This window comes from Streptomyces sp. NPDC101160 (genome assembly GCF_044768205.1).
Classification (GTDB): domain Bacteria; phylum Actinomycetota; class Actinomycetes; order Streptomycetales; family Streptomycetaceae; genus Streptomyces.
In genome coordinates this window covers 152,619-176,449 of the sequence record NZ_JBIWPJ010000010.1, presented here as the reverse complement: position 1 = coordinate 176,449, position 23,831 = coordinate 152,619, and the positions used below count along the sequence as shown (strand labels likewise).

Sequence of the window (23,831 nt, the reverse complement as noted above, 5' to 3'; positions counted from 1 at the left end):
CCCTTTCCGGCACCCGGGCGCAAGGCCTCACCCCGGGCCCGCGCGGCCCCGGGCCGTGTCGGGCGGGCGGTGCGGGTCTCGGTCGCGCAGAGCGAGCCGGCGGAGCATGGCGCGGACGTGGTCGCCGGCCTCGTCGGCGGCGTCGATGGCCTCGATGGACTGCCAATAGAGCCCCTCGTCGTCCGTCGCGCAGGCCACACCGACGAGGGCGATGCCCACCTCGCCGAGGAGGGCGCCGAGCGCGGTCAGCGCCGTGCGCGCGTCGCCGACGGTCGTGAGCTGCGCGGCACGCAGCCCACCGGTGCGCAGCGCGGGGTGGTCCACCGCACCACGTCCCCCTCCTGTCTCGCTGAGCCCGCGGGCCTCGCCGCGCAGCTCCAGCGGTCCGGCAAGCGCGAGGTGACTCCCTATCGCCTCGGCGAGGGCCTGGGCCTGCCAGGCCTCCGCCACGATGTCCAGTGCCGTGCGGCTCTCGGCCAGTGCATGCCGGCCGCTCGCGATCAATCGCTCCGCTTCCATCAACGCCGCCCCCGTTCTGATGACTTACCGCTCACTCATTCCATTACCCAGCGTGAGGCCGACTGAGCCCAAACACCAGAGGAATTCGGAAATCTGTGGACAGGAAGCTCGTTGGGGAAAACTCGATCACTCCGAAGAGTGACGATCAGGTGCCCGAGGCCCCCGCGCCGGGAAGCGGAGCTCGTTCCGGTCGATCTTCGCCGCCAGCGCCGTCAGCGGATCGATCCCCAACACCTCGCAGAACTGCAGCAGATAGGCGAGCACGTCCGCGACCTCGTCCGTGACCCGGTGCGCCGTGTCCGGGTCCGCCATCACGCGGTCCGACTCCTCCGGCGTCAACCACTGGAAGATCTCCAGGAGTTCGGCCGCCTCGACGCTGAGCGCCGCCGCCAGGTTCTTGGGCGTGTGGTACGGCTGCCAGTCCCTGGCCGCGGCGAATTCCGCGAGGCGGCGCTGCAGGGCCGCCACATCGAGTTCTGTCACCCCTCAGATCTACCAGGTGCCAGATCCACCACCGTCACCCCCGGCACCCCTGCCGGGCCCGGCACACCTGCCGTACCCGGTGCCCCTGCCCCACCTGCCGCCCCCGTCGGCCCTGCCGTACCCGGCGCCCCTGTCGTACCCGGCACGGCCGTCACCCCCTCCCCCACCGTCGCCACGAGACGCATGTGTCCGCTCGCGCAGATCTCGGCGGCGAGCGCGAGCAGGGCGCGCGTCTGCCGGGCGTCGAGTCCGTGGTCGAGTCCGTCGGCGAGGACGGTGAGCGTCTGCATGGCCTGCGGCACCTCCGCGACCGGGTCGACGACGAGCACACCGGGGCCGGTGAGCAGGACGAGCCCGAGGGCGAGATAGCGCAGTTCGCCGTCGCCGAGCCGGCCGAGCGGGGTCGCCGGGCGGCCGGTGCGCTCCAGGACGGCCTCGACCGTGCCGGCGTCCATCGACTCCCGTAAACCCAGGGCCGCCACCGGCCCGGCGCAGCCCGCGCCGGCGAACGCCGCGAGCCGGGCGTGGCGGCGCGGGCATTCCGTCGCCGTGCGGTGCAGCACCTCGGCGAGGTTGCGGCAGTCGCGCCGCAGCCGCCCCTCGCCGACCGGTACCGGCGTCCGCATCCGTCGCGGCACCGGATCGCACGGGAAGACCGAGCGCAGCCCCACGACCATCTGCTCGGCGGCGGCCAGGACGTCACGCTGCCCCTGGGTCTTGCCGGCGACGCGCAGCGGGAGCAGGGCCGTACCGAGGACGTCGTCGGGGAACGGGGCGCGGGTGACGGGGGTACTGCCGGCGGTGTGCCACTCGGCCTGCACGGTGCCGCGGCCCGGGTCGCGCAGGGCGGTGGTGAGCAGGGTGCGGCCCTGCCAGGTGAGCCGTTCGCCGACGATCCGGAGGTCGGGTTCGGCCTGGACGGCGACGTCGAGACGGACCGGACCGGCCGGGCCGTCGACCGTGCAGCCGATCCGGAAGCCCCGCCTCCCCTGGGTGTCGGGCCGTGCCCGGTCCGGCACGTGGCCGGCCGCGTCCGGCAGGGCCTCGGCGAGGCCCGCCCCCGCGCCGAGCCGCGCGAGCACCTCGTACGCCCGCAGGACGGTCGACTTTCCGCTGCCGCTCGGGCCCCGGAGCAGCGTCACGGGCCCGAGCGGCACCACGGTCCCGCGATGCGCCCCGAACGCCGAGAGCCGCACCTCCGTGACGGCGGGCCGGGCGACCAGCGGGCCCGGCCCCTGGTCGTACGCGCGGGGGTCCGTTCGCGGATCCGCGCGGGAGTCCGTTCGAGGGTCCGTTCGCGGATCCGCCCGGGGGTCCGCGCGGAGGTTTGTGCGGGGGCCCGTTCGAGGGTCCGTTCGGGAGTACGTGCGGAGGTGCCCCTGCTGGGGCACGAGGCCCGGCGTCAGGGTGCGGTCGGGGGCGTTGCCGCCGGTGGTGGTCATGATCGAAGGTTCGCAGCCCTCCGCACGACGAACCGTTACGCCTGAAGCACCTTCCTACGAACGGGGGATCGCGCCCTCGCCCACGTCCGCCGCGCTCTCGTCCTCGACGCCCTCGACCTCCGTACCGGCCGGCGCGAGCAGGAAGACGTTGCGGTCGACGCGGTGCATCCCGCTGCCGAGGCCGAAGACGACGCCGCTGCTGAAGTCGAGGATGCGCTTGGCGACCTCGGTGTCGGCGCTCGTGAGGTCGAGCAGCACGGGGATCTGGGCGATGAGGTACTCGGCGACCTCGCGGGCGTCGGCGAAGACCTGGACGCGGAGCACGACCATCCGGCGCTGTTCGGCGGCCTCGTACTGGTCGGGGATCGTGCGGTGGTCCACCCTTGACGGCCATTCGTCCCGGCCGCGCAGGGGAACAACCTGGGCCAGGCCCTCCCACTGCTCGTCGGTGACGTCGTACCTCTCGTACCTACTCATGCGCCCATCCTCCCGTTACTCACCCGTTCGGCCCAACACCGACACGGCTGACGCCCTATGATCTCCCGCCGGTGAGGGGCGGTACGGACACCGCACCGCGGGGAGATGGGGCAACGGACGATGGACCGACAGACACGGCGATCGTTGGACCGGCCGGACGACCGGGTCGCTTCCGTGCTGCGCTTCGCCACGGAGCTGATCGCATGGGTGGCGACTCCGTGGGCGCTGGCCTCGTACTCCTGGGCGCTCGCCGCACTGTCCGTGGTGGTGCTCATCGGGCTGCCGACGGTCTTCGCCACTCCCGGCGACAAGACCCAGGTGATCGTCCCGGTCCCGGGCCCGGTCACGATCCTGCTGGTGCTCGTCCAGCTCGCGGCGGCCGTGACCGCCGCCTGGGCCGCGTGGCCGGTGTGGGCGGCGGTCGTCGTCTCCGTACTGGCCGCGGCGACGGTGGTGACGGAACGCGGGCGCTGGCGGTGGCTGCTGCGGCGCGGTGGCCGCGACTAGCGCGTGGCCGAAGTAAGACTGAGCCTCCGTGGCGCGTGGCCGAAGTAACCTGAGCCTCCGTGGCGCGTGGCCGAAGCAACCTGAGCCTCCGTGGCGCGTGCCCACCTCACGGGCCGGCTCGTCGGGCGCTCTCCGTCTCGGCCGTCCGGGCGATGTTCCGCGCCATTCCGCCGAAGACGGCGGCATGGAAAGGCGCCACGCTCCACCAGTACGCCTGGCCCGCGAGGCCCCGTGGGTGGAAGAGCGCCCGCTGCCGGTACGTGGTGCGGCCCTGTGCGTCCCGGTCGACGGCCATCTCCAGCCACGCGAGACCCGGCAGACGCATCTCCGCCCGGAGGCGGAGCAGGTGTCCGCGGTCGATCTCCTCCACGCGCCAGAAGTCGAGCGCGTCGCCGACGCGGAGGCGCTGCGCGTCCCGGCGTCCCCGGCGCAGCCCCACTCCGCCGACGAGCCGGTCGGCCCACCCGCGCACGGCCCAGGCGAGCGGGAAGGAGTACCAGCCGTTCTCGCCTCCCACGCCCTCGATGACCCGCCACAGCGACGCCGGGCTCGCGTCGACGGTGCGGGTGCGCTCGTCGGTGTAGAGGCTGCCGCCGGCCCAGCCGGGGTCGGTCGGCAGCGGATCGCTCGGCGCCCCGGGCGGCGAGGCGGAGGACCAGCGGGTGGTGACCTGCGCGTCCCGTACCCGGCGGAGGGCGAGCCGGAGTGCCCTTTCGAACGGGATCGGCGTCCCGGGGCCGTCCGGGGCATACCGCGCGATGTCGTTCTCGGTGCAGATCACCTCGTGCCGCAGCGATTCCGTCAGCGGTCGCGCCAGGGCCGCCGGGACCGGCGTGACCAGGCCGATCCACTGGCTGGACAGCCTCGGGGTGAGGACGGGCACGGGGACGATGAGACGCCGGCGGAGCCCGGCGACCGCCGCGTACCGCACCATCATGTCGCGGTAGGTGAGCACGTCGGGTCCGCCGATGTCGAACGTCCGGCTGACGTCCGGGGGCATGGCGGCGCCGGCCACCAGGTACCTCAGCACGTCGCGGACGGCGATGGGCTGGACCTGACTGCCGACCCAGCTCGGCGTGACCATGACGGGCAGCCGCTCGGTCAGGTACCGGAGCATCTCGAACGAGGCCGATCCCGAGCCGATGACGACGGCGGCCCGCAGGACGGTGGTGGGCACGCCCGAGTCGAGGAGGATGCGGCCCACTTCGGTACGGGAGCGCAGGTGCGGCGAGAGACGGTCCGCGGGTACCCCGCGCGGGGTCAGGCCGCCCAGGTAGACGATGCGCCGCACGCCGGCGGAACGGGCCTCGGCGGCGAAGGTGCGGGCGGCGAGCCGGTCGGCGTTCTCGAAGTCCGCCGTCGAGTTCATGGAGTGGACCAGGTAGTACGCGACGTCGACTCCGGCGAGGGCCTCGCGGAGGCTCGCGGCGTCGGTCACGTCACCGCGCACGATCTCCGCCCGGGCGGTCCACGGGAAGTCGCGGAGCTTGGCCGGATGCCGAGCGAGGCAGCGCACGCGGTATCCGCTGTCGAGCAGCTCGGGTACGAGGCGGCCGCCGATGTAGCCGCTCGCGCCGGTGACCAGGCAGCGGGTGCCCTTGGTCGGTGTGGAAGTAGCCATGCGCTGATCCGTTTCACTGATTCCGGAGACGTACGCGCCTTCTGCGGGTTCTTCGCCGGAAACGGCACCCTCTGATGCGGATACGGATGCGGATGCGGATGCGGATACGGCGACTCGCTCCAGCGCCCGGTCGCAGCGTTTCCGCAGCGTATGGTGAATGGCGTGTCCGACACGACGCACGGGATCACGACGGGTGCGGTGGCCCGGCGCCTGGGAGTCTCGCCGACGACGGTGCGCTCCTGGGACCGGCGGTACGGCACCGGCCCCGCGGTGCGCGCGGACGGACGGCACCGCAGGTGGAGCCCCGCGGACGTGGCGATGCTCGCAGAGATGTGCCACCTCACGGCGTCCGGCGTCCCGCCCGCGGAGGCGGCACGCGCCGCCCGGCACGTACGGGCCCGAGCCGGAGCGACGGCCGTCGCGGTGACAGCCGCCGGGTCTGCCGAGGCACCAGCCGCCCGGTCTGCCAAAGCGAAGGGGCGGGCGGAGCCGGTGGAGTCGCGCGTGTCTCCGGCCGACGAACCTTCGCGGAGGCGCCACCGCGCGGGGCCGGGCGGCGGACTGCCACTCGCCGACGTACGGCAGGAGTGCCGAGGGCTGGCCCGCGCCGCGGTGCGTCTCGACGGTCCGGCCCTGGAGGAACTCCTTCAGGCGGTCCTGGACCGGTACGGGCTGGTCGCCGCCTGGGAGGAGGTGATGGCCCCGACGCTGCACGCGGTGGGCCGCAAGTGGGAGTCCTCCGACGACCGTTACGTCGAGGTGGAACACCTGCTGTCCTGGCACGTCTCCACCGCGCTGCGGCGGGCGGCCGCCACCGGCCGGCCGACGGCCACCTCCGCCGCTCCGGTCGTGTTGGCCTGCGTCCCGGCGGAGCAGCACTCGCTGCCGCTGGAGGCGCTCGCGGCCGGGCTGGCCGAACGGGGCCTGCCGACCAGGATGTTCGGCGCGGCGGTGCCTGCCGAGGCCCTGGACGCGGCGGTACGGCGGTCCGGTCCGGCCGCCGTGGCGCTCTGGTCGCAGGCGAGGTCCACGGCGAACCACTCCCTGGCGCGGCACATCGCGGCGACGACGTTCGGGGTAAGGGGAGCGCGCACCTCTCCTCTCGTCCTGCTCGCCGGTCCCGGCTGGCTGGGCCGGACGCCCGGTCCGGGCATGCTGCGGCCGGCCGGACTGCGCGAGGCCCTCGACTCGATCGCGCGCCTGTATGCGTGACCGGGCCGCGTCCGCCGAGCGGACCTGGACCGCGCTGAGGTGGCTTTGTCCATGAGTACGGACAGCGAATGTTCACTACCTCGGGAGGCACCTGCTTCCGGCTCTGTCCGATGTTCATGACCTGGGCAGCACAGTCCCGGGGTGAGGCAACCGCGATGCGGTGTCAGCCCCTTCTGCCAGCATGCTGCCGTGACAGACATACGTGATCAGCGTCCCACCGAAGCCACTCTCGACTTCCTGCGCTCCGCGTTCCCGCCGGAATGGCGCGAGCCGGCGCTCGGACACGAAGCCGTCGCGGACTGGGAGCAGGAGAACGGGGTGACCCTCCCGGAGCCGTACAGGACGTTCATCGCAGAGATCAGCAACGGGTCCGGACTCGGCCCCGCCGGCGACGGCGGTCTCCAGCCGCTCGGCTGGCTGCCCGACACGTGGCCCGACCTCGGCCCGCGGCAGCCAGGCGCACCGTTCCCCCTGGAGGCAGCCTGGCCCTGGGAGGACGACGAGAGTGTCGACCACGAGGACCCGCGGATCGACGACGCATTCAACAAGGAGTCCATCGTTCTCGGGTCCGAGGACGGACTGTCGTTCTGGCTTCTGCTGACCACTGGCCCCCGCCGCGGCGAGGTGTGGATGATCGCCGACGTCGGCGCCGTCCCGGCGCCCGGCGACCAGGCATGGGGCTTTGAGGAGTGGGTGCAGCGCTGGCACACCGGCAATGACTGGTGGGACTGAACGCTCCGTACTGACCCCTCGCAGGTCACGGGCTGTTCGAATCCTGAGTGCCTCCCGAAGTGGTGAACATTCGCTGTCCGTACTCTTGGACAAAGCCAGCGCTGAGGCGACCGGCGGCACACTCAACCGCTTCATGAGCCAAGGCTCTTCGGCGCGGACGTCGCACGGCGTGGTGGTGCGGGAGGGGGGGTCGGCGCCTTCGGCGCGTGGCGGAGCGTGGGGGTGCGGCGCGGCCGGGGCGGTGAGGTGGCCGGTCGTCCGGTGTGCGGTCATGACGGTTCCTCCTCCGGGCGGTGACGCGATCGGCCAAGGCTCGTCGGCCGCCCGTCGAGCCGTACGGCCATGGGGGCACGGGACGGCGGTTCGGCCTCGGTGTCCGCCTTGGCCTCGGCGATCCCGGGTCCCCTTCACGTTCCGGCCGACGAGCCCCGTCGGACAACTCGCATCGTTCGCGCATCGAAAGCGGCCGGAACCACGGGCACGGCCGGGAGAAGGAACTCAGGCGACGCCCCGCGCCTGGCGGAAGCGCGCCAGACCGGCGGAGAGCTCGATCAGCCGGTCGGGGTAGTCGAAGGCTGCCCGGTCCAGCCCGGTGAGCCGCCAGGGCTCGTGGACGGCCGGTCCGTCGAGGCCGGCGAGTTCGGGGACCCAGCGCCGGACGTAGCTGCCGTCGGGGTCGTACCGCTTCCCCTGCCGCACCGGGTTCAGGACGCGCTGGGGCCTGGAGTCCGTGCCCGTGCCGGCGACCCACTGCCAGTTGAGCTGATTGTTCGCCACGTCGCCGTCCACCAGGAGACCCAGGAAGTGGCGCGCACCCTCGCGCCAGTCGATGTAGAGCGTCTTGGTCAGGAAGGAGGCGGCGATCAGCCGGCCGCGGTTGTGCATCCAGCCCTCGTGGGCGAGTTGCCGCAGGGCGGCGTCGACCACGGGGTAGCCGGTTCGCCCCTCGCGCCAGGCCGCGAGGTCCGCCCCGGCCTCGGCGCCCCGCCTCCAGCGGTCGTGACGAGGGCGGTAGTCCGCGCCTGCCGCGTCCGGTCGGGCGGCCAGCACCTGATGGTGGAAGTCGCGCCAGCACAACTGTCGTACGAAGGCCTCCGCCCCGGCACCGCCACGCTTCCTCGCCCGGTGGACCGCCTCGACGGCGGAGACGGCACCGAAGTGGAGGTACGGCGAGAGGCGGGACGTGCGGTCCGCCGCCAGGTCGTCGTGGCGCTCCTCGTACGCGTCGACCTCCTCCGACAGCCAGGAGCCGAGCCGCCGGCGCCCTTCGCTCTCCCCTCCTGCCGCGAGACCCGGCGACACGTCCGCAATCCCGGAACGCCGTGGCATCCGCTCCGACCGCACGTCCGAGGGCACACGTACCACCCTCGGGGCGGCCAGCGGCGCACGCAGAGGCTCGTGGACCCAGCGCTTGTAGTAAGGCGTGAAGACGGCGAAGTGGTCCGAGCCGTACGGCGTGAGGTCCCCGGGCGGCACCACGCAGGTCACGCCGTCGTGCACGTACAGCCGGCACCCGTCCGATTCGAGCACCCTGCGCAACCGTGCCTCCCGCGCCGTGGCGAAACCCGTCACCCCTGCGGCCATGTGCACCTCGTCCGCTCCGACCTGCCGCACCAGCTCCCTGACCTCCGTCACCGTGTCGCCCTCGCGCACCACGAGACGGCCGCCACGGTCCTTCAGCCCGCGGTCGAGGTCCGCGAGGCAGTCCGCGAGAAAGGCCAGCCGATTGGGCACGGCGAACCCCGCCCGGTCCACGGCCGGGTCGCGGACGAACACCGGCACCACATCCCGCGCTCCGTCGCTCGCCGCCCTCAGGGGCGGATGGTCGTGAACCCTGAGGTCAGACGTGTACAGAACGACGGAGACGGTCATCGCGCCCTCCTAGCTCGGCCGCCGGGCACATACGTCGCCGGCGCACTGCCTTCACACTCCTACCTCCCCGATTCCGCGGATTGGCGCCTGCCGGATGCGTACGGGCGTGGCGCGCTTCGTCCACGCCGTCCGCATCGACTCCCGGCACGCCCCGCGCGCCGTCCTGGACCTGGAGCAGATGCTCGCCGCGCAAGCGCCGGCCGCGCTCTCGCGACGTGCGCCGGGGGCGGGGGGCGGGTGGACGGATGGTGAAGGCCACGTGAAATGCAGCCAACTTGATGGCCGCCGCACGCGCGTAGACCGCACCGCCACCTCAGGATTCCTGCGTGTCCGACTATCGAACACGATGGCTGAAAATTGAACTACTGCTCGATCGCGGCGCTACGGTTTGCGGCGGTTGACGTTTCCAGCGAGAGGAAACCCCTCATGACCTCAGCCGACAGCGCGCCGATAACGGCCCACATCCTCACCGGCTACCGCCCCGAGGACGGTTTCATGGCCGTCGAGCTGTACCCGCCTCCGGCCGAGTACGTATGGCACGACGAGCACGCCGAGCAGCAGGAGCAGCGCTACGGCCCGGGAGTGGGCTACCACCAGTGGCTGGCCGTGGACCTACTCGGCGGCGCAGTCTGGTTCGGCGACATCGACTGGCGGGCCTCGCGTGAAGACCTCGACGGTCAGATCCCCGGCTTCCCCCGCAGGGCGCTCGGCGACGGGACCATCCCGGCGCCCGGGGTCATGGTGCAGCTTCTCGACCACCTGACCCAAGACGAACAGCGCGACTGCTCCTGGCGCTTCTTCACCTCCGAGGAGTTGCACGCGCTCGCGCTGCGCATACTGCCGGCCGTGCAGCGGCTCGTGGACTCGATCCACCGGATCGGACCGGAAGGCGAGCTGGAATGGTCGGCCGAGGCCGCCACCGCCTGGGACGACATCGAGCAGACCGCGGCCCACACCCTCACCCCCTCCGGCGAAGTCCTCTGGCCCAGGCCCCGGACGACACCGACTCCGGCCTGGCGCATCGAGGTCGGCGCGTTCCTCGACATGAACCCCGACCTGTGCGACCCCTCCTGGGGTCTGGCCACGGATGCGGAACTCGATGCCTACGCCGACTACCGTCCCGAGAGCGGCTACGGCGGTGTACCGGGGCGGATGTGCCGTGCCGCCGACCAGCAGATCGAGGACGGTTTCACCTTCTACGGCCACCGTGCCGCCCTGTACGCCTACCGCGCGCGGGCGTGCGGCGACCGTACTCCGACGGACGCCCGTGTCTGGCTGGAGACGGCAGAGGCGGGTCGGGGCGCCTGGGAGGCGGCCAAGCCCCTCGGAGCCAGCCTCGCCGACGTCCCGGACTGCGCGTTGGCGGCCTTGGCCGAAGGATTCCAGAGCGCCGCGTACAGGGAGGGGCTGGTGCTGACGGGCCTGGACACCTATCTGCGTCGGTTGCGCGCCGCGGAACGTTCCGCCGTCGACCAACAGCTCGTCCGCGAAGCCGAGGAGGTCAAACGCCTCGAGAACATACTGAAGGACTTCCGCACCGCACGTAACCGCACCGTGGCGAGGGTCCTGGCCTGGTCCGACGGGCGTAGCGACGGGGAAATCGCCCGCCTGGCATCCATGCCCGACGACTGCGTCAGTGACTGGCGGGCCCGCCTGACCGACGCGGAGTCAACCGCCGCACCCACAGGGTGACAGTGCGCGGCGAAGACGCTTCCCACGGCGCCGCCCATCCCGAGGCCGTCGCCGCCAAGCGGGCCAAGCTCGCCAGCGGCGCAGCCTCCGGAGCCGAGGCGGCTGCGTGAGTGGCACCCTCATCTTGGACAGCGAGGGCATGGCCAAGGCCGTCCAGCGCGACCGCGAAGTCCACGAGTGGCTTACCGCCGCCCGTGACGCCGACCTTCCGGTGGTCACCTCGGCCGCGGTGCTCGCCGAGGTGATCCACCCCAGGATCAATGACGCCGCCCTGAAATGGACGCTGTCCCGGCTGCGGGTCGAGCCGGTCACCCACGCCATCGCCCACTCCGCCGCCACCCTGCTGCGCACGGCCGGGCTGCACGGTCACAAGTACGCCATCGACACCATGCTCTGCGCCACCGCCCTCGCCCAGCCCGGCCGCGTCACGATCCTGACATCCGATGTCGAGGACATCACCATGCTCACCACCGACCACCCACACGTGACCGCAGAGAAGATCTGACTTGCGACACCAGACCGGGCACCTTGCGCCGTCTGTTTCCCGGCGCATCCACCTGGGTCTGTGACGGTGGGGCATCGTCCGCGCGAACAGGTGTATGCCCTCGCCGCCCAAGCCTTCGGCCGACACAGAGAGCCGCCACCGCGCCACGCGGTCGAGCGCTCCCGAGGGCCAGCCGGCTCGGTCCGCATCCCGCCCAAGTGCGGTGCTACGGCGTGATGAAGGCGTCTGCGCCGGTCGCGTCCGGGATCGGCACGGCGGGGCAGGGAGTCGGCATGGCTGCATATGGGGCATCGCCCCAGGAGGCGGAAGGCGCTTTACGTCGACGCGGAGCGTGTCCGGCCTGGGGCTCGCTGGAACGGTCATGGGTGCTGAGCACTCGGTCTTGTCTCTGCCTGTCCGCAGAAAGACGGGAACCTGGCGCCGCCCGGGCAGCGGTGCTGCCGCCTCCGCGTGGCCCCGGCTCGCGGCTCCGCTTCTCAGCGGAGCGTGTGGCCACAGCGCACACCCCGCCGGCTGCCGCCATGATGTCCGAACCCCGGACGGCGAGCAGAATTGACGTGAGGTCCCCGTCCGCCGACGAGTGGCGCACTCGGCTTTCGCGTGTGCGCCTGAAAGGGCACCTGGTGTCATCGAACCCAACGGGGGAAGTGCAGGCTCCCGGGCCGCTCTGGTCGGAGCCGGGAACCTTGCTGGAGCACGTGGCCATCGCCGTGCTCGGGATGGATGAGGAGGACCGGATCTGCTACTGGGGACCCGGCGCACGGAGACTCTTCGGATACGAGGCGGGGGACGTCCTCTCCAAGCCCGCCGCAACCCTCTTCCCCGCCGCCCCCGTGGACGGGACCAGTGCTGCGGAACGGCTCGCGGAACGTGGTCGTACCCTGGGTTACTGGCGGGTAAGAATGCCCGCCCTGCACCAGGACGGAACGGTCTTCGACTGCGGATTCCGGGTCTTCCCGGTGACGGGCGACCAAGGCCGCACCGTCGTCGTCGGCCTGGCCAGCCGGGGCGACGAACTCGACCGGGTGAAGACCAACCTCGCCTTCCTCGACGCGCTCTTCGAGACGTGCCCGATCGGCCTCGTCATGCTCGACGAGGAGCTGCGCTACGTCCACCTCAACCAGGCCCTCGCCGACATGGACGGCATCCCGATCGAGGACCACATCGGGCGCAGCATGGAAGACTTCATGATCACGTCCGACGGCGGCGAGTACCAGCGCATGCTGCACGCCGTCGCCGACACGGGGCAGCCCGTCGTGAGCGCGCTGGTCGTCCTTCGCACGCCGGGCCGTCCCGACCGGGACCAGGTGCGGTCGGTGAGCTTCTTCCCGTTGAGCCAGGCGGGCGATACGCGGCCGGGACTGGGCGGTCTCCTCGTCGACGTCACCGACCGCGAGCAGGCCATCGTGGAAGCGACGGCCGGACGGCAGCGGCTGGCCCTGCTGGACCGGGCCGCGGCCCGGATCGGCACCACTCTGGACGTGGACATCACCGCCCGTGAGCTGGTGCAAGCGACCGTTCCGGAGTTCGCCGACGCCTCCGTCGTGGAAGTCGTGGAGTGGACGGACGAACCCGAGGGGGGGTTCGACCCGGACATGCCCCTGGTCACGCGGCGCATCGCATCCGGCACCAGCCTGCCGCCTCCGGCACCCGAACTCGTCGGCGGACTGGAGCGCGTGACATACCCACCGGGCTCGAGCATCCACGAGACACTGAGAACGGGCCTGCCCGTCTGCGTCGCCGTGAACGATGAGTTCATGACACAGACCGTGATCCACCAGGCCCGCAGCCAGTTGCTGATCGACAGCGGCCTGACCTGCCTCCTCATCGCTCCCCTCATCGCCCGGGGCACGGTCCAGGGAATCACCATGTTCGGCCGCTCCGCCGCCCGCCCCGTCTTCACCGAGCAGGACCTCAGCCTGGCCGGCGAACTCGCCTCGCGCGCCGCCCTGTGCCTGGACAACGCCCGCCTCTACAGCCAGGTCCAGGAGATCGCACTCACCCTCCAGCGCGCGCTGCTCCCCACCGCCCTGGCGACCAGCCCGTCCCTGCGCATCGCTCACCGCTACCTCCCCGGCAGCCACCTCACGGAGGTCGGGGGCGACTGGTACGACGTGATCGACCTGCCCGGCGGCCCGGTGGCCCTCGTGGTCGGCGACGTCATGGGACACGGCGTACCGGCGGCCGCAGCGATGGGCAGGCTACGGATCACCGCCAAGGCGCTGGCCCGCCAGAACCTGGAACCCGACGACCTCCTCATGGAACTCGACGCCTGCGCACAGGAAGCGGGCATCGAGCTGGCGACCTGCCTCTACATCCACTACGACCCCGCGACGGGCCGCGCCCACATCGCGAACGCCGGCCACCCCCCACCCCTCGTACGCGAACCGAACGGCACGGTGAGGATCATCGACAGCGTGCCGGGTGTTCCCCTCGGTGTCGGCGGCTTCCCCTTCGGCACGCTCGATATCGAACTCCACCAGGGAGACATCCTGGCCCTCTACACCGATGGCCTCATCGAGGCTCGCGGCAAGGACATCGACGAGGGCATCGGAGCACTCCGCACCGAACTGGCGAGTGTTGCCGGTACGTTGGAGGAGACGGCGGACAGCATCCTCACGCACCTGCTGCCGGCCGGCCCGACCGACGACACCGTGCTCCTCCTCGCCCAGGTCAGTCCACGGAACGGACCGTAGGAGCCGAAAACCAGGACCGAAGCCGAAGCGGGGATCAGCTGGGCAGCAGCCACCGCGGAGCGCCTCGACGCACTGAACACGCCGCCCGGAGTAAAGCAGATCCCTGTGCAGGCAGCCCTCCACCCACCGCCACCTGCGCGCGAGAATCGACCTGACGAGCCATCAAAAAGAGCGTCACATGAGCGTCACGAGCCTCGTCTCAGCGTCAGGACATCGCCCGTAACACCCACACCGCGCATCCAGCCCACCCGCAGAACAGCAGGTCAGGAGTCCTTCTTCACCGGCTCCAGGATCGCCACGCACTCCACGTGGTGCGTCATCGGGAACAGGTCGAACGCCCTCAGCGTCCGCACCCTGTACCCGCTCTCCCTGAAGTAGCCCAGGTCCCGCGCCAGCGCCGCCGGGTCGCAGGCCACGTAGGCGATGCGGCGGGCGCCGAGGGCGGTGAGGTGGTGGACGGTCTGCTTGCCGGCGCCGGCGCGGGGCGGGTCGAGGACGATGAGGTCGACGTCGGTGATGCCGGTGCGGGGAAGGACGGATTCGACCTTGCCCTGCTCGATGCGGACGCGCGGGAAGTCGGCGAGGTTGTGGCGGGCGTCCTCGACGGCGCGCTTGCCCGACTCGATGCCGAGGACGGCGCCGTTGTCGCCGAGGCGGTCGGCGAGGGCGCCGGCGAAGAGGCCGACGCCGCAGTACAGGTCGAGGGCGGTCTCGCCCTTGCGCGGGAGGAGGCCCTGCATGACGGCGCGGACGAGGGTGTCGGCGGCCTTCGGGTGGACCTGCCAGAAGCCGCCGTTGCCGACGCGGTAGGTGCGGTCGTCGGCGCGCTCGCGGACGAAGGGGCGGCCGTGGACGCGGTGGACGCCGCCGTCCTTCTCGCCGACGCGCATGACCGAGACCGGCTTGTCGAGCTCGACGATGGGCAGCCGGGCACCCGGGCGCGGGGTCAGGATGACCTGGCGGTCCTGCGAGCCGGTGGCAGCGATGGCCTCGATGGAGGCCATGCCCTCCCAGGTGCGCTTCTCGATGCCGAGCTCCGAGACGCCCTCGGCCGCGATCATGCAGTGGTCGACGACCTCGACCTCGTGCGAGCGGTGCTTGCGCAGGCCCGCGTGGCCCTCGGCGTCGACCGCGTACTGGACGCGGGTGCGCCACTGCGGCACCTCACCGGCGGGCAGCTTGTCGCCCTCGGCCGGGACGACCGTGCCGTCCCAGCCGGCCTCCTCCGGGGTGAGGCCGGCGAGCCGCTTGAGCTGCTCGGCGATGACCTCGCCCTTGAGGCGGCGCTGGGCGCCCGGCTTGGCGTGCTGCCAGTCGCAGCCGCCGCACTTGCCGGGGCCGGAGAAGGGGCACGGGGCCTCGATCCGGTCCTTGGACGGCTGGAGGATCTCGACGGCGTCGGCGCGCAGGAAGCGCGAGGTCTCCTCGCCCTCGGTCACCCGGGCCCGGACCCGCTCGCCCGGCAGCGCGTGCCGGACGAAGAGCACCCGGCCCTCCTCGGTGCGGGCGATGCAGTGGCCGCCGTGGGCCACCGGGCCTACCTCGACCTCGTACTCCTCCCCGATCAGCGACGAGACAGGCGTGTTCTGCATGACCAGGGGCTCCAGAGGCGAGAGGGCGAAGACGAGAGAAACGGCCGAAAGAAAGGTGGGCTGCCGTTGACAGCAGCCCACCAGTCTACTTGCTCTTGCCGGCCGATTCCTTCTGACCCTTCTCCACCGGGCCGCGGCGCACCGCACCCGGCGCGCTCCACTCCTGGCGCCTGCGCGCCCGCTTCCTGGCGGCCTCGGAGGACCGGAGCTGGTACGGCACGGAGGTCACCATCACGCCCGGCGTGAACAGCAGCCGGCCCTTGAGACGCAGCGCGCTCTGGTTGTGCAGCAGGTGCTCGTACCAGTGGCCGACCACGTACTCCGGGATGTAGACGGAGATGGCGTCGCGCGGGCTCTCCTGGCGCAGGTTCTTGACGTACTCGATGACCGGCCGGGTGATCTCGCGGTACGGCGAGTCGAGGATCTTCAGCGGTACGTTGATGCCGCGCCGCTCCCACTCCTCCTTGAGCGCCTTGGTCTCGGCCGGGTCCACGCTCACGGTGAGCGCCTCGAGGCCGCTCGGGTGCATCAGCTTGGCGTAGGCCAGGGCGCGCAGGGTGGGCTTGTGGAGCTTGGAGACCAGGACGACGGAGTGGACCTGGGAGGGCCGCACGTACTCGTCGGGGCGCTCCTCGGCGGCGGCGATCTCCGCCGCGACCGAGTCGTAGTGCCGGCGGATCGCGGTCATCGTCACGTAGAAGATCACCATGCCGAGCAGGGCGACCCAGGCGCCGTGGGTGAACTTGGTGGCGAGGACGACGACCAGGACGAGGCCGGTGAAGAAGGCACCGAAGGCGTTGATCGCGCGGGAGCGGATCATGTGGCGGCGCTTGGCCGGGTCGGTCTCCGTCCGCAGGTGGCGGTTCCAGTGCCGGACCATGCCGGTCTGGCTGAGGGTGAAGGAGACGAAGACGCCGACGATGTAGAGCTGGATCAGGCGGGTCGAGTCGGCCCCGTAGATCCAGACGAGGAGGGCGGCGGCGCCGGCGAGCAGCACGATGCCGTTGGAGAAGGCGAGGCGGTCGCCGCGGGTGTGCAGCTGGCGCGGCAGGTAGCGGTCCTGGGCGAGGATCGAGCCGAGGAGCGGGAAGCCGTTGTACGCCGTGTTGGCGGCCAGGAAGAGGACGAGCGCGGTGGCGGCGGCGAGCAGTACGAAGAAGAACGTTCCGTCGCCGAAGACGGCGGCCGCGACCTGGGAGATGACCGGGTCCTGGACGTAGGACTCGCCGACCGGCTTGCCGTGGTTGAGGAGGTCGGTGGCCGGGTTCTCGGCCATCCGCACGTCCGTCGCCATGGCGAGGAAGATGATGCCGCAGAACATGGTGACGGCCAGGCCGCCCATGAGCGCGAGCGTGGTGGCGGCGTTCTTCGACTTGGGCTTGCGGAAGGCGGGCACGCCGTTGGAGATCGCCTCGACGCCGGTGAGGGCGGCACAGCCGGAGGAGAAGGCGCGCAGCAGCAGGAAGACCAGCGCGAAGCCGGCCAGCCCGCTCTTCTCGGCGTGGATCTCGAATCCGGCGGTGGGGGCGGTCATGGTGTCGCCGAGGACGAGACCGCGCCAGGCACCCCAGGCGATCATGACGAAGACGCCGAAGACGAAGACGTACGTCGGGATGGCGAAGAGGCCGCCGGACTCCTTGACGCCGCGCAGGTTCATCAGGGTCAGCAGCACGATCACCGCGATGGCCGAGGCCACCTTGTGCTCGACGACGAACGGCACGGCGGAGCCGAGGTTCTCGATGCCGGAGGCGATCGACACGGCGACGGTGAGGACGTAGTCGACGAGCAGGGCGCTCGCCACGGTGAGTCCGGCCTTCGGCCCGAGGTTGACGGTCGCGACCTCGTAGTCGCCGCCGCCGCTCGGGTACGCGTGCACGTTCTGCCGGTACGAGGCGACGACGGTGAACATCAGGACCACGACCGCGAGGGCGATCCAGGGGCTGAAGTGGTAGGCCGACAGGCCCGCCACGGAGAGGACGAGAAGCACCTCACCGGGCGCGTACGCCACCGAGGACAGCGGGTCGGAGGCGAAGACGGGAAGGGCGATCCGCTTGGGGAGAAGGGTCTCGCCGAGCTTGTCGCTGCGCAGGGCCCGCCCGATCAGGATCCGTTTGGGCACGTCGGTCAGTTTGGACACAACAGAGGATCGTAAGCGTTCGAAATGAGCCGTGTGACCCCCCACCCCGATCCGCACGGAATCTCCCTGGTTACCACCGCCGGTGAGGTCCCGTCCGGCGTCGCCGCTTAAGCTCGGACCGGACAGCACGCGTGTGCGTTGTCCGCCGCAGCCCGGGCAGTCGGGCGAGGAAAGTTGTGATCAGGGTGTTTTCGCAGGTCAACAGGGCGATCAGGAGTGCGGGGTAAGGGGACGTGCACATCGTCATCATGGGCTGCGGGCGAGTGGGCGCCGCTCTCGCGCAGACCCTGGAGCAGCAGGGCCACACGGTCGCGGTCGTGGACCAGGACCCGACGGCTTTCCGCCGCCTGGGCTCGGGCTTCGGCGGGCGCCGGGTCACGGGCGTGGGCTTCGACCAGGACACGCTGCGCGAGGCGGGCATCGAGGAGGCCGGTGCCTTCGCCGCGGTGAGCAGCGGCGACAACTCGAACATCATCGCCGCGCGGGTCGCGCGTGAGATGTTCGGCATCGAGAACGTGGCCGCCCGTATCTACGACCCGCGGCGCGCCGAGGTCTACCAGCGCCTGGGCATTCCGACGGTCGCGACGGTCCGCTGGACCGCCGACCAGATGCTGCGGCGGCTGCTGCCGTCGGGTGCGGAGCCGCTGTGGCGTGACCCGAGCGGCGGTGTGCAGCTCGCCGAGGTGCACACCTCCCCGGCGTGGATCGGCCACAAGATCAGCCGGCTCCAGGAGGAGACCGGGGTGCGGGTGGCATTTCTCACCCGACTGGGCGAAGCGATTCTGCCGACGTCGCAGACGGTGCTGCAGGAGGGCGACCTCGTGCACGTGATGATGCGGACGGACGAGATCGACAAGGTCGAGGCGGCCTTCGCCGAGGGTCCCGAGGAGGGCGGTCACTGATGCGTGTCGCTATTGCCGGCGCGGGCGCGGTGGGCCGTTCCATCGCGGGCGAGCTCCTGGAGAACGGGCACGAGGTCCTCCTCATCGACAAGGCGCCGACCGCCATCTCGGTGGAGCGGGTGCCGCAGGCGGAGTGGCTGCTCGCCGACGCCTGCGAGATCACCTCGCTCGACGAGGCCGCGCTGCAGCGCTGCAACGTCGTCATCGCGGCGACCGGCGACGACAAGGTGAACCTGGTCGTCTCGCTGCTCGCCAAGACCGAGTACGGCGTGCCGCGCGTGGTCGCCCGGGTCAACAACCCGAAGAACGAGTGGCTGTTCAACGAGGCGTGGGGCGTGGACGTCGCCGTCTCGACGCCGCGCCTGATGTCGGCCCTGGTGGAGGAGGCGGTGAGCGTCGGCGACCTGGTCCGGCTGCTGCGCTTCAGCCACGGCGACGCCAACCTGGTGGAGCTGACCCTCCCGCCGGAGTCCGCGATCGCGGGCACGCAGGTCGGCGAGGTGGCCTGGCCGCAGGACACCTCCCTGGTCACCATCATCCGCGGCTCCCGGGTCCTCACGCCGAGCGCGGAGGAGACCCTGGAGGCGGGCGACGAGCTGCTGTTCGTGGCCACGCAGGCGCGCGAGGAGCAGCTGGAGGAGCTGCTCTCGGTGCGCCGGGAGAGCGGCGAGTGACGTAGCCGGACAGCCTGACATCCGGACATGGAGAGGGGCCCGGGACCTGTGACAGGTCCCGGGCCCCTTCTGGTACGTGCGTACGTCTGCGCGTCGTCTGCGAGTCCGGTACGTGCGTACGTCTGCGAGCTATCCGTCCGTACGCCCCTGAGCCGCGGCCTTGCGCTCCTCCTCGGCCTTGGCCTTCTCGGCCTTCTCCTCGGCCTCCATCTCGGCGAAGACGTCGATCGGCGGCGGCGCCTTGGCGAGGAAGACCCAGGTCAGATAGACCGCGAGCAGGAACGGCGGGATCTTCAGGGCGACCAGGACCCAGCCGAGCTGGGTGGTGTCGGCCCACCAGTACAGCGGGAAGAGGATCGCGCACTTCGCGAGCAGGATGAGTCCCCAGGCCCAGCTGGCCTTGGCGTACGCCTTCTTGCGACCTGGGTTGCGGGTGCGCCAGGAGAGGTTCTCCTTGAAGATCGGGCCGAGGATCAGGCCGATCAGGGGCACGCCGGCGAGGGTCGTGACGATGTAGGCGACGGCCATGCCCAGCGTGTAGAGCATGCCCGGCAGGTAGAAGTCCTTGGCGTTGCCGGTCATCATCGCGAAGACCACACCGAAGGCGACGCCGAAGACGCCGCTGAAGGCGTGCTTCAGGGTGTCACGGCGGACCAGCCGGACGAGCACGAGGACCAGGGAGACCGCGAGGGCGGCGATCGCCGAGGAGTGCAGGTTCTTGTTGATCGTGTAGATCGTGACGAAGAGCAGGCCCGGCAGGACCGTCTCCACCATGCCGCGCACCCCGCCGAACGCCTCGAAGAGGGCCGCCTCGGTGACCGCCTTGTCGGCCTGGGCCTGCGGGTCCTGGACCCGGGCGTGCCGCCCGGAGGCCGGCCGGCCGGAGGTCTGGTCGGCGGTCGACTGGTCGGCGGTCGGCTTGTCGACTGACGTCACCGGCTACTCCTGTCCGAGCGGTCGCAGCTCGTATTTGGGATTGAAGAGGACCCGCCGGCCGTGGCTCATGGAGATCCGGCCGGAGGCGATCAGCTTGCGGCCCGGTTCGATGCCCACGATGGACCGGCGGCCCAGCCAGACGACGTCCAGCGGTGCCGTGCCGTCGAAGAGCTCGGCCTCCAGCGCGGGCACACCCGCCCGGGGACGCAGGGTGACCGTGCGCAACGTACCAGTCACCTTGACTATCTGGCGGTCGGAACAGTCGGAGATACGCGTGCACCCCGAAGCAGCCGCGTCCTCCTGGAGCTCCACCGACTCCAGCTCCTCCTGCGAGGTGGAAAGGCGGTCGAGCATACGGCGGAAGCGTCCGGCCGGCTTCTCTGTACGCGGTGCAGCACTCATACAGAAAGCGTACCGGCCCTCGCCGACACCGAACCCGGCACCGGACCGGTACCGAAGCCGCTACCGAACCGGGTGCGGAAGCCGCCATCCGACCCCGGTATCGGACTCAGCGTTCGAAGCGGTAACCCATGCCCGGTTCGGTGACGAAGTGACGCGGATGCGAGGGGTCCCGCTCCAGCTTCCGCCGCAACTGCGCCATGTACACGCGCAGGTAGTTGGTCTCGGTGCCGTACGAGGGCCCCCAGACCTCCTGCAGCAGCTGCTTCTGGCTCACCAGTCGGCCGCTGTTGCGGACCAGGACCTCCAGGAGGTGCCACTCGGTGGGGGTGAGCCGGACGTCCTTGCCGTCGCGGTGGACCTTCTTCGCCGCCAGGTCGACCGTGAAGCCGGCGGTCTCGACGACCACCACGTCGTCCTCGGCGCCGCCGACCGGCTCGGCGCGGCGGACCGCGGCGCGCAGCCGGGCGAGCAGCTCGTCCATGCCGAAGGGCTTGGTGACGTAGTCGTCGGCGCCGGCGTCGAGGGCCTCGACCTTCTCGTCGGAGGTCTGCCGGGCGGAGAGCACCAGGATCGGCACCCGGGTCCAGCCGCGCAGGCCCTTGATCACCTCGACGCCGTCCATGTCGGGCAGCCCGAGGTCGAGGACGACGACGTCGGGATGGCGCTCGGCGGCGAGCCGGAGGGCGGTGGCGCCGTCGGGAGCCGCGTCGACCTCGTACTTCCGCGCCTTGAGGTTGATCACCAGGGCGCGGACGATCTGTGGCTCGTCGTCGACCACCAGGACCCGGGTCATGGAGGAGGGCCTTCCTTGTCGTTGGGGCGTTCTGTGGGACGGGATCCCGTACGGGCGGGTTCCGTGCGTCACGTGAGGGTGCGCACGTTCGTCGTGGCGGCACCGGGGTCCGGAGGCGGGGCGGTGCCGGAGCCGGGCCCCTGGGCGGTCCTGAGGGTGAGCACCATGGTGAGCCCGCCGCCCGGGGTGTCCTCGGCGCTGATGGTGCCGCCCATGGCCTCGACGAAGCCGCGGGCGACCGCGAGTCCGAGGCCGACACCGGAGCCGCGCGGGGCGTCGCCGAGGCGCTGGAAGGGCTCGAAGATGCCGTCCTTGCCCTCGTCGGGGACGCCGGGGCCGCGGTCGGTGACGCGCAGTTCGAGGCGCTCGCCGAGGACGCTGGCGCCGACGGCGACGGGGGCGCCGCCGGGGCTGTACTTGACGGCGTTCTCGACGATGTTGGCGACGGCCCGCTCCAGGAGGCCGCGGTCGACGGCGACCATGGGCAGCGTCTCGGGGATGTCGAGGTCGACGCTGCCGTCGGGGACGCCGCCGAGGGCCATGGGCACGACCTCGTCGAGGTCGGTGGGTCGGATGAGCGGCGTGACGGTGCCGGTCTGGAGCCGGGACATGTCGAGGAGGTTGCCGACGAGGTGGTCGAGGCGGTCGGCGCCTTCCTCGATCCCTTCGAGGAGCAGGGCCCGGTCCTCCTCGGACCACTCGACGTCGTCGGAGCGGAGGGACGACACCGACGCCTTGATGCCGGCGAGCGGAGTGCGCAGGTCGTGGCTGACGGCGGCGAGCAGCGAGGTGCGGATCTTGTTGCCCTCGGCCAGCTTGCGGGCCTCCTCGGCCTCGTCGACGAGGCGCTGGCGGTCGAGCACGACCGCCGCCTGGGCGGCGAAGGCGCCGAGCACCCGGCGGTCCTCGGCGGGCAGGACGCGCCCGGTGAGGGCGAGCGCCAGATGGTCGCCGACGGGCATGTCGACGTCGGCGTCCTCGGGCCGGGCCACCGGCCGGGCGCCGACGCTGGCGGCGCAGGTCCAGGGTTCCAGGTCGCCGGAGCGTTCCAGGAGCGCGACGGACTCCATGGAGAAGGTCTCCCGGAGCCGTTCGAGCAGGGCCTCCAGGCTGGACTCTCCGCGCAGCACGCTGCCCGCGAGGTAGGACAGCACCTCGGACTCGGCGCGCAGCCGGGCGGCCTGCTGGGTGCGGCGGGCGGCGAGGTCGACGACGGAGGCGACGGACATGCCGACGCCGAAGAAGACGGCGATGGCCACGATGTTCTTGGGGTCGGCGATGGTCAGCCGGTGCAGTGGCGGGGTGAAGAACCAGTTGAGGAGCAGGGAGCCGAAGGCCGCCGAGGCGAGGGCCGGCAGGAAGCCGCCCAGGAGGGCGGCGGCGACGGTCATGGCGAGGAAGAGCAGCATGTCGTTGGCGAGCCCGAGCTGCGCGTCGACATGGGTGAGCAGCAGGGTGAGCAGCGCGGGTCCGGCGACGCCGACGAGCCAGCCCCAGACGATGCGGGCGCGGCCGAGCCGGGCGCCGCGGGCGACGGGCAGGCCGCGGCCCTTGGCGGCCTCCTCGTGGGTGACGATGTGGACGTCGAGGTCGGGCCCGGAGTCGCGGGCGACGGTCTGGCCGACGCCCGGCCCGAGGACGTACTGCCAGGAGCGGCGGCGGCTGGAGCCGAGGACGATCTGGGTGGCGTTGACGCCGCGGGCGAACTCCAGGAGGGCGGCGGGCACGTCGTCGCCTATGACGTGATGGAACGTTCCGCCGAGGTCTTCGACCAGGGTTCGCTGGACCGCCAGCTCCTTGGGCGACGCCGAGGTGAGCCCGTCGCTGCGGGAGACGTAGACGGCGAGGACTTCGCCGCCGGCGCCCTTCTCGGCGAGCCTGGTGGCCCGGCGGATGAGGGTGCGGCCCTCGGGGCCGCCGGTGAGTCCGACGACGATCCGCTCGCGGGCCTGCCAGGTGGACCGGATGTTGTGCTCGCCGCGGTACTGCCGCAGGTACTCGTCGACCCGGTCCGCCGTCCACAGCAGGGCGAGCTCCCGCAGCGCGGTGAGGTTGCCCGGCCGGAAGTAGTTGGACAGGGCGGCGTCGACCTTGTCCGGCTTGTAGATGTTGCCGTGCGCCATGCGCCGCCGCAGCGCCTGCGGCGACATGTCGACCAGCTCTATCTGGTCGGCGCGGCGGACGATCTCGTCCGGCACGGTCTCCCGCTGCCGTACGCCGGTGATCGACTCGACGACGTCACCGAGCGACTCCAGGTGCTGGATGTTCACCGTGGAGACGACGTCGATCCCGGCCGCGAGCAGCTCCTCCACGTCCTGCCAGCGCTTGGGGTTGCGCGAGCCCGGCACGTTGGTGTGGGCGAGCTCGTCGACGAGCGCGACGGCCGGCCTGCGGGCCAGGACGGCGTCGACGTCCATCTCGGTGAAGGCGGCGCCCCGGTGGGTGAGCTCCCGGCGCGGCACCGTCTCCAGGCCGTGCAGCATCACCTCCGTACGCGGCCGGCCATGGTGCTCCACGAACGCGACCACGCAGTCCGTACCGCGCTCCACGCGCCGGTGCGCCTCGGAGAGCATCGCGTACGTCTTGCCGACGCCCGGTGCCGCTCCCAGGTAGATCCGTAGTCTGCCGCGTCCCATG

The 23,831-nt window shown here is 71.6% G+C and carries 20 protein-coding genes; 8 read left to right on the top strand and 12 right to left on the bottom strand.

Going from position 1 to position 23,831, the window contains the following annotated elements; translation table 11 throughout:
- Nucleotides 1-27 precede the first annotated feature (27 nt).
- The 4 genes from ACIRSU_RS30640 to ACIRSU_RS30625 form a co-directional block, all read right to left on the bottom strand.
- On the bottom strand, nt 28-519 hold the full coding sequence (locus tag ACIRSU_RS30640) for a DUF6099 family protein (RefSeq protein WP_403798969.1): 492 nt from the start codon (nt 517-519) through the stop codon (nt 28-30).
- 126 nt (nt 520-645) lie between these two features.
- Nucleotides 646-1,002, bottom strand: a complete 357-nt coding sequence (locus ACIRSU_RS30635; RefSeq protein WP_403798966.1) for a nucleotide pyrophosphohydrolase — start codon at nt 1,000-1,002, stop codon at nt 646-648.
- The gene (locus ACIRSU_RS30630) at nt 999-2,444 is read right to left on the bottom strand and encodes an AAA family ATPase (protein WP_403798964.1); all 1,446 of its coding nucleotides are present in this window, start codon (nt 2,442-2,444) and stop codon (nt 999-1,001) included. The genes ACIRSU_RS30635 and ACIRSU_RS30630 overlap by 4 nt, the downstream gene beginning before the upstream one ends.
- Before the next feature lie 54 nt (nt 2,445-2,498).
- The gene (locus ACIRSU_RS30625; RefSeq protein ID WP_403798961.1) at nt 2,499-2,921 is read right to left on the bottom strand and encodes a cell division protein SepF; all 423 of its coding nucleotides are present in this window, start codon (nt 2,919-2,921) and stop codon (nt 2,499-2,501) included.
- Between the two features lie 120 nt (nt 2,922-3,041).
- Here ACIRSU_RS30625 and ACIRSU_RS30620 point away from each other — a divergent pair, with 120 nt between their 5' ends.
- On the top strand, nt 3,042-3,428 hold the full coding sequence (locus tag ACIRSU_RS30620) for a hypothetical protein (RefSeq protein ID WP_403798958.1): 387 nt from the start codon (nt 3,042-3,044) through the stop codon (nt 3,426-3,428).
- A gap of 106 nt (nt 3,429-3,534) precedes the next feature.
- Here ACIRSU_RS30620 and ACIRSU_RS30615 read toward each other — a convergent pair whose 3' ends face one another.
- Entirely contained in the window at nt 3,535-5,049 is a 1,515-nt protein-coding gene (locus ACIRSU_RS30615) for an SDR family oxidoreductase (protein WP_403798955.1), read from the bottom strand.
- Between the two features lie 150 nt (nt 5,050-5,199).
- Here ACIRSU_RS30615 and ACIRSU_RS30610 point away from each other — a divergent pair, with 150 nt between their 5' ends.
- Together ACIRSU_RS30610 and ACIRSU_RS30605 are read left to right on the top strand one after the other, a co-directional pair.
- Nucleotides 5,200-6,261: a MerR family transcriptional regulator gene (locus ACIRSU_RS30610; protein ID WP_403798953.1), complete on the top strand. Its 1,062-nt coding sequence runs from the start codon at nt 5,200-5,202 to the stop codon at nt 6,259-6,261.
- 189 nt (nt 6,262-6,450) lie between these two features.
- Entirely contained in the window at nt 6,451-6,993 is a 543-nt protein-coding gene (locus ACIRSU_RS30605) for an SMI1/KNR4 family protein (RefSeq protein ID WP_403798951.1), read from the top strand.
- 498 nt (nt 6,994-7,491) lie between these two features.
- Here ACIRSU_RS30605 and ACIRSU_RS30600 read toward each other — a convergent pair whose 3' ends face one another.
- Nucleotides 7,492-8,865 carry a cryptochrome/photolyase family protein gene (locus tag ACIRSU_RS30600; protein ID WP_403798948.1) on the bottom strand — a complete coding sequence of 458 codons (1,374 nt, stop codon included), beginning with the start codon at nt 8,863-8,865 and terminating at the stop codon, nt 7,492-7,494.
- Between the two features lie 495 nt (nt 8,866-9,360).
- On the opposite strand from ACIRSU_RS30600, the gene ACIRSU_RS30595 reads away from it, so the two are divergent.
- The 3 genes from ACIRSU_RS30595 (at nt 9,361) to ACIRSU_RS30585 (ending at nt 13,758) form a co-directional block, all read left to right on the top strand.
- The gene (locus ACIRSU_RS30595) at nt 9,361-10,557 is read left to right on the top strand and encodes a hypothetical protein (RefSeq protein WP_403798945.1); all 1,197 of its coding nucleotides are present in this window, start codon (nt 9,361-9,363) and stop codon (nt 10,555-10,557) included.
- 106 nt (nt 10,558-10,663) lie between these two features.
- Entirely contained in the window at nt 10,664-11,062 is a 399-nt protein-coding gene (locus tag ACIRSU_RS30590; protein ID WP_403798942.1) for a PIN domain-containing protein, read from the top strand.
- 686 nt (nt 11,063-11,748) lie between these two features.
- The gene (locus ACIRSU_RS30585) at nt 11,749-13,758 is read left to right on the top strand and encodes a SpoIIE family protein phosphatase (RefSeq protein WP_403798939.1); all 2,010 of its coding nucleotides are present in this window, start codon (nt 11,749-11,751) and stop codon (nt 13,756-13,758) included.
- 263 nt (nt 13,759-14,021) lie between these two features.
- Here the strand turns inward: ACIRSU_RS30585 and ACIRSU_RS30580 are convergent, their stop codons facing one another.
- Nucleotides 14,022-15,350, bottom strand: coding sequence for a class I SAM-dependent RNA methyltransferase (locus ACIRSU_RS30580; RefSeq protein ID WP_403798937.1), 1,329 nt, complete (start codon nt 15,348-15,350; stop codon nt 14,022-14,024).
- Between the two features lie 85 nt (nt 15,351-15,435).
- The gene (locus ACIRSU_RS30575) at nt 15,436-17,487 is read right to left on the bottom strand and encodes an APC family permease (protein ID WP_403798934.1); all 2,052 of its coding nucleotides are present in this window, start codon (nt 17,485-17,487) and stop codon (nt 15,436-15,438) included.
- A 233-nt stretch (nt 17,488-17,720) separates the two neighbouring features.
- Here ACIRSU_RS30575 and ACIRSU_RS30570 point away from each other — a divergent pair, with 233 nt between their 5' ends.
- Together ACIRSU_RS30570 and ACIRSU_RS30565 are read left to right on the top strand one after the other, a co-directional pair.
- A complete protein-coding gene (locus ACIRSU_RS30570; RefSeq protein ID WP_403798932.1) occupies nt 17,721-18,389 on the top strand; it encodes a potassium channel family protein in 669 nt (222 codons plus the stop codon).
- The gene (locus ACIRSU_RS30565; protein ID WP_403798929.1) at nt 18,389-19,063 is read left to right on the top strand and encodes a potassium channel family protein; all 675 of its coding nucleotides are present in this window, start codon (nt 18,389-18,391) and stop codon (nt 19,061-19,063) included. Before ACIRSU_RS30570 ends, ACIRSU_RS30565 begins: the two co-directional genes overlap by 1 nt.
- A gap of 129 nt (nt 19,064-19,192) precedes the next feature.
- On the opposite strand, the gene ACIRSU_RS30560 is transcribed toward ACIRSU_RS30565, so the two are convergent.
- The 4 genes from ACIRSU_RS30560 to ACIRSU_RS30545 form a co-directional block, all read right to left on the bottom strand.
- Nucleotides 19,193-19,999, bottom strand: a complete 807-nt coding sequence (locus ACIRSU_RS30560; protein ID WP_403798927.1) for a DUF3159 domain-containing protein — start codon at nt 19,997-19,999, stop codon at nt 19,193-19,195.
- Between the two features lie 3 nt (nt 20,000-20,002).
- Nucleotides 20,003-20,401: an OB-fold nucleic acid binding domain-containing protein gene (locus tag ACIRSU_RS30555; RefSeq protein WP_403798926.1), complete on the bottom strand. Its 399-nt coding sequence runs from the start codon at nt 20,399-20,401 to the stop codon at nt 20,003-20,005.
- A 106-nt stretch (nt 20,402-20,507) separates the two neighbouring features.
- The gene (locus ACIRSU_RS30550) at nt 20,508-21,194 is read right to left on the bottom strand and encodes a response regulator (RefSeq protein ID WP_403798924.1); all 687 of its coding nucleotides are present in this window, start codon (nt 21,192-21,194) and stop codon (nt 20,508-20,510) included.
- Between the two features lie 68 nt (nt 21,195-21,262).
- On the bottom strand, nt 21,263-23,830 hold the full coding sequence (locus tag ACIRSU_RS30545; protein ID WP_403798922.1) for a DUF4118 domain-containing protein: 2,568 nt from the start codon (nt 23,828-23,830) through the stop codon (nt 21,263-21,265).
- Nucleotide 23,831: the final 1 nt, after the last annotated feature.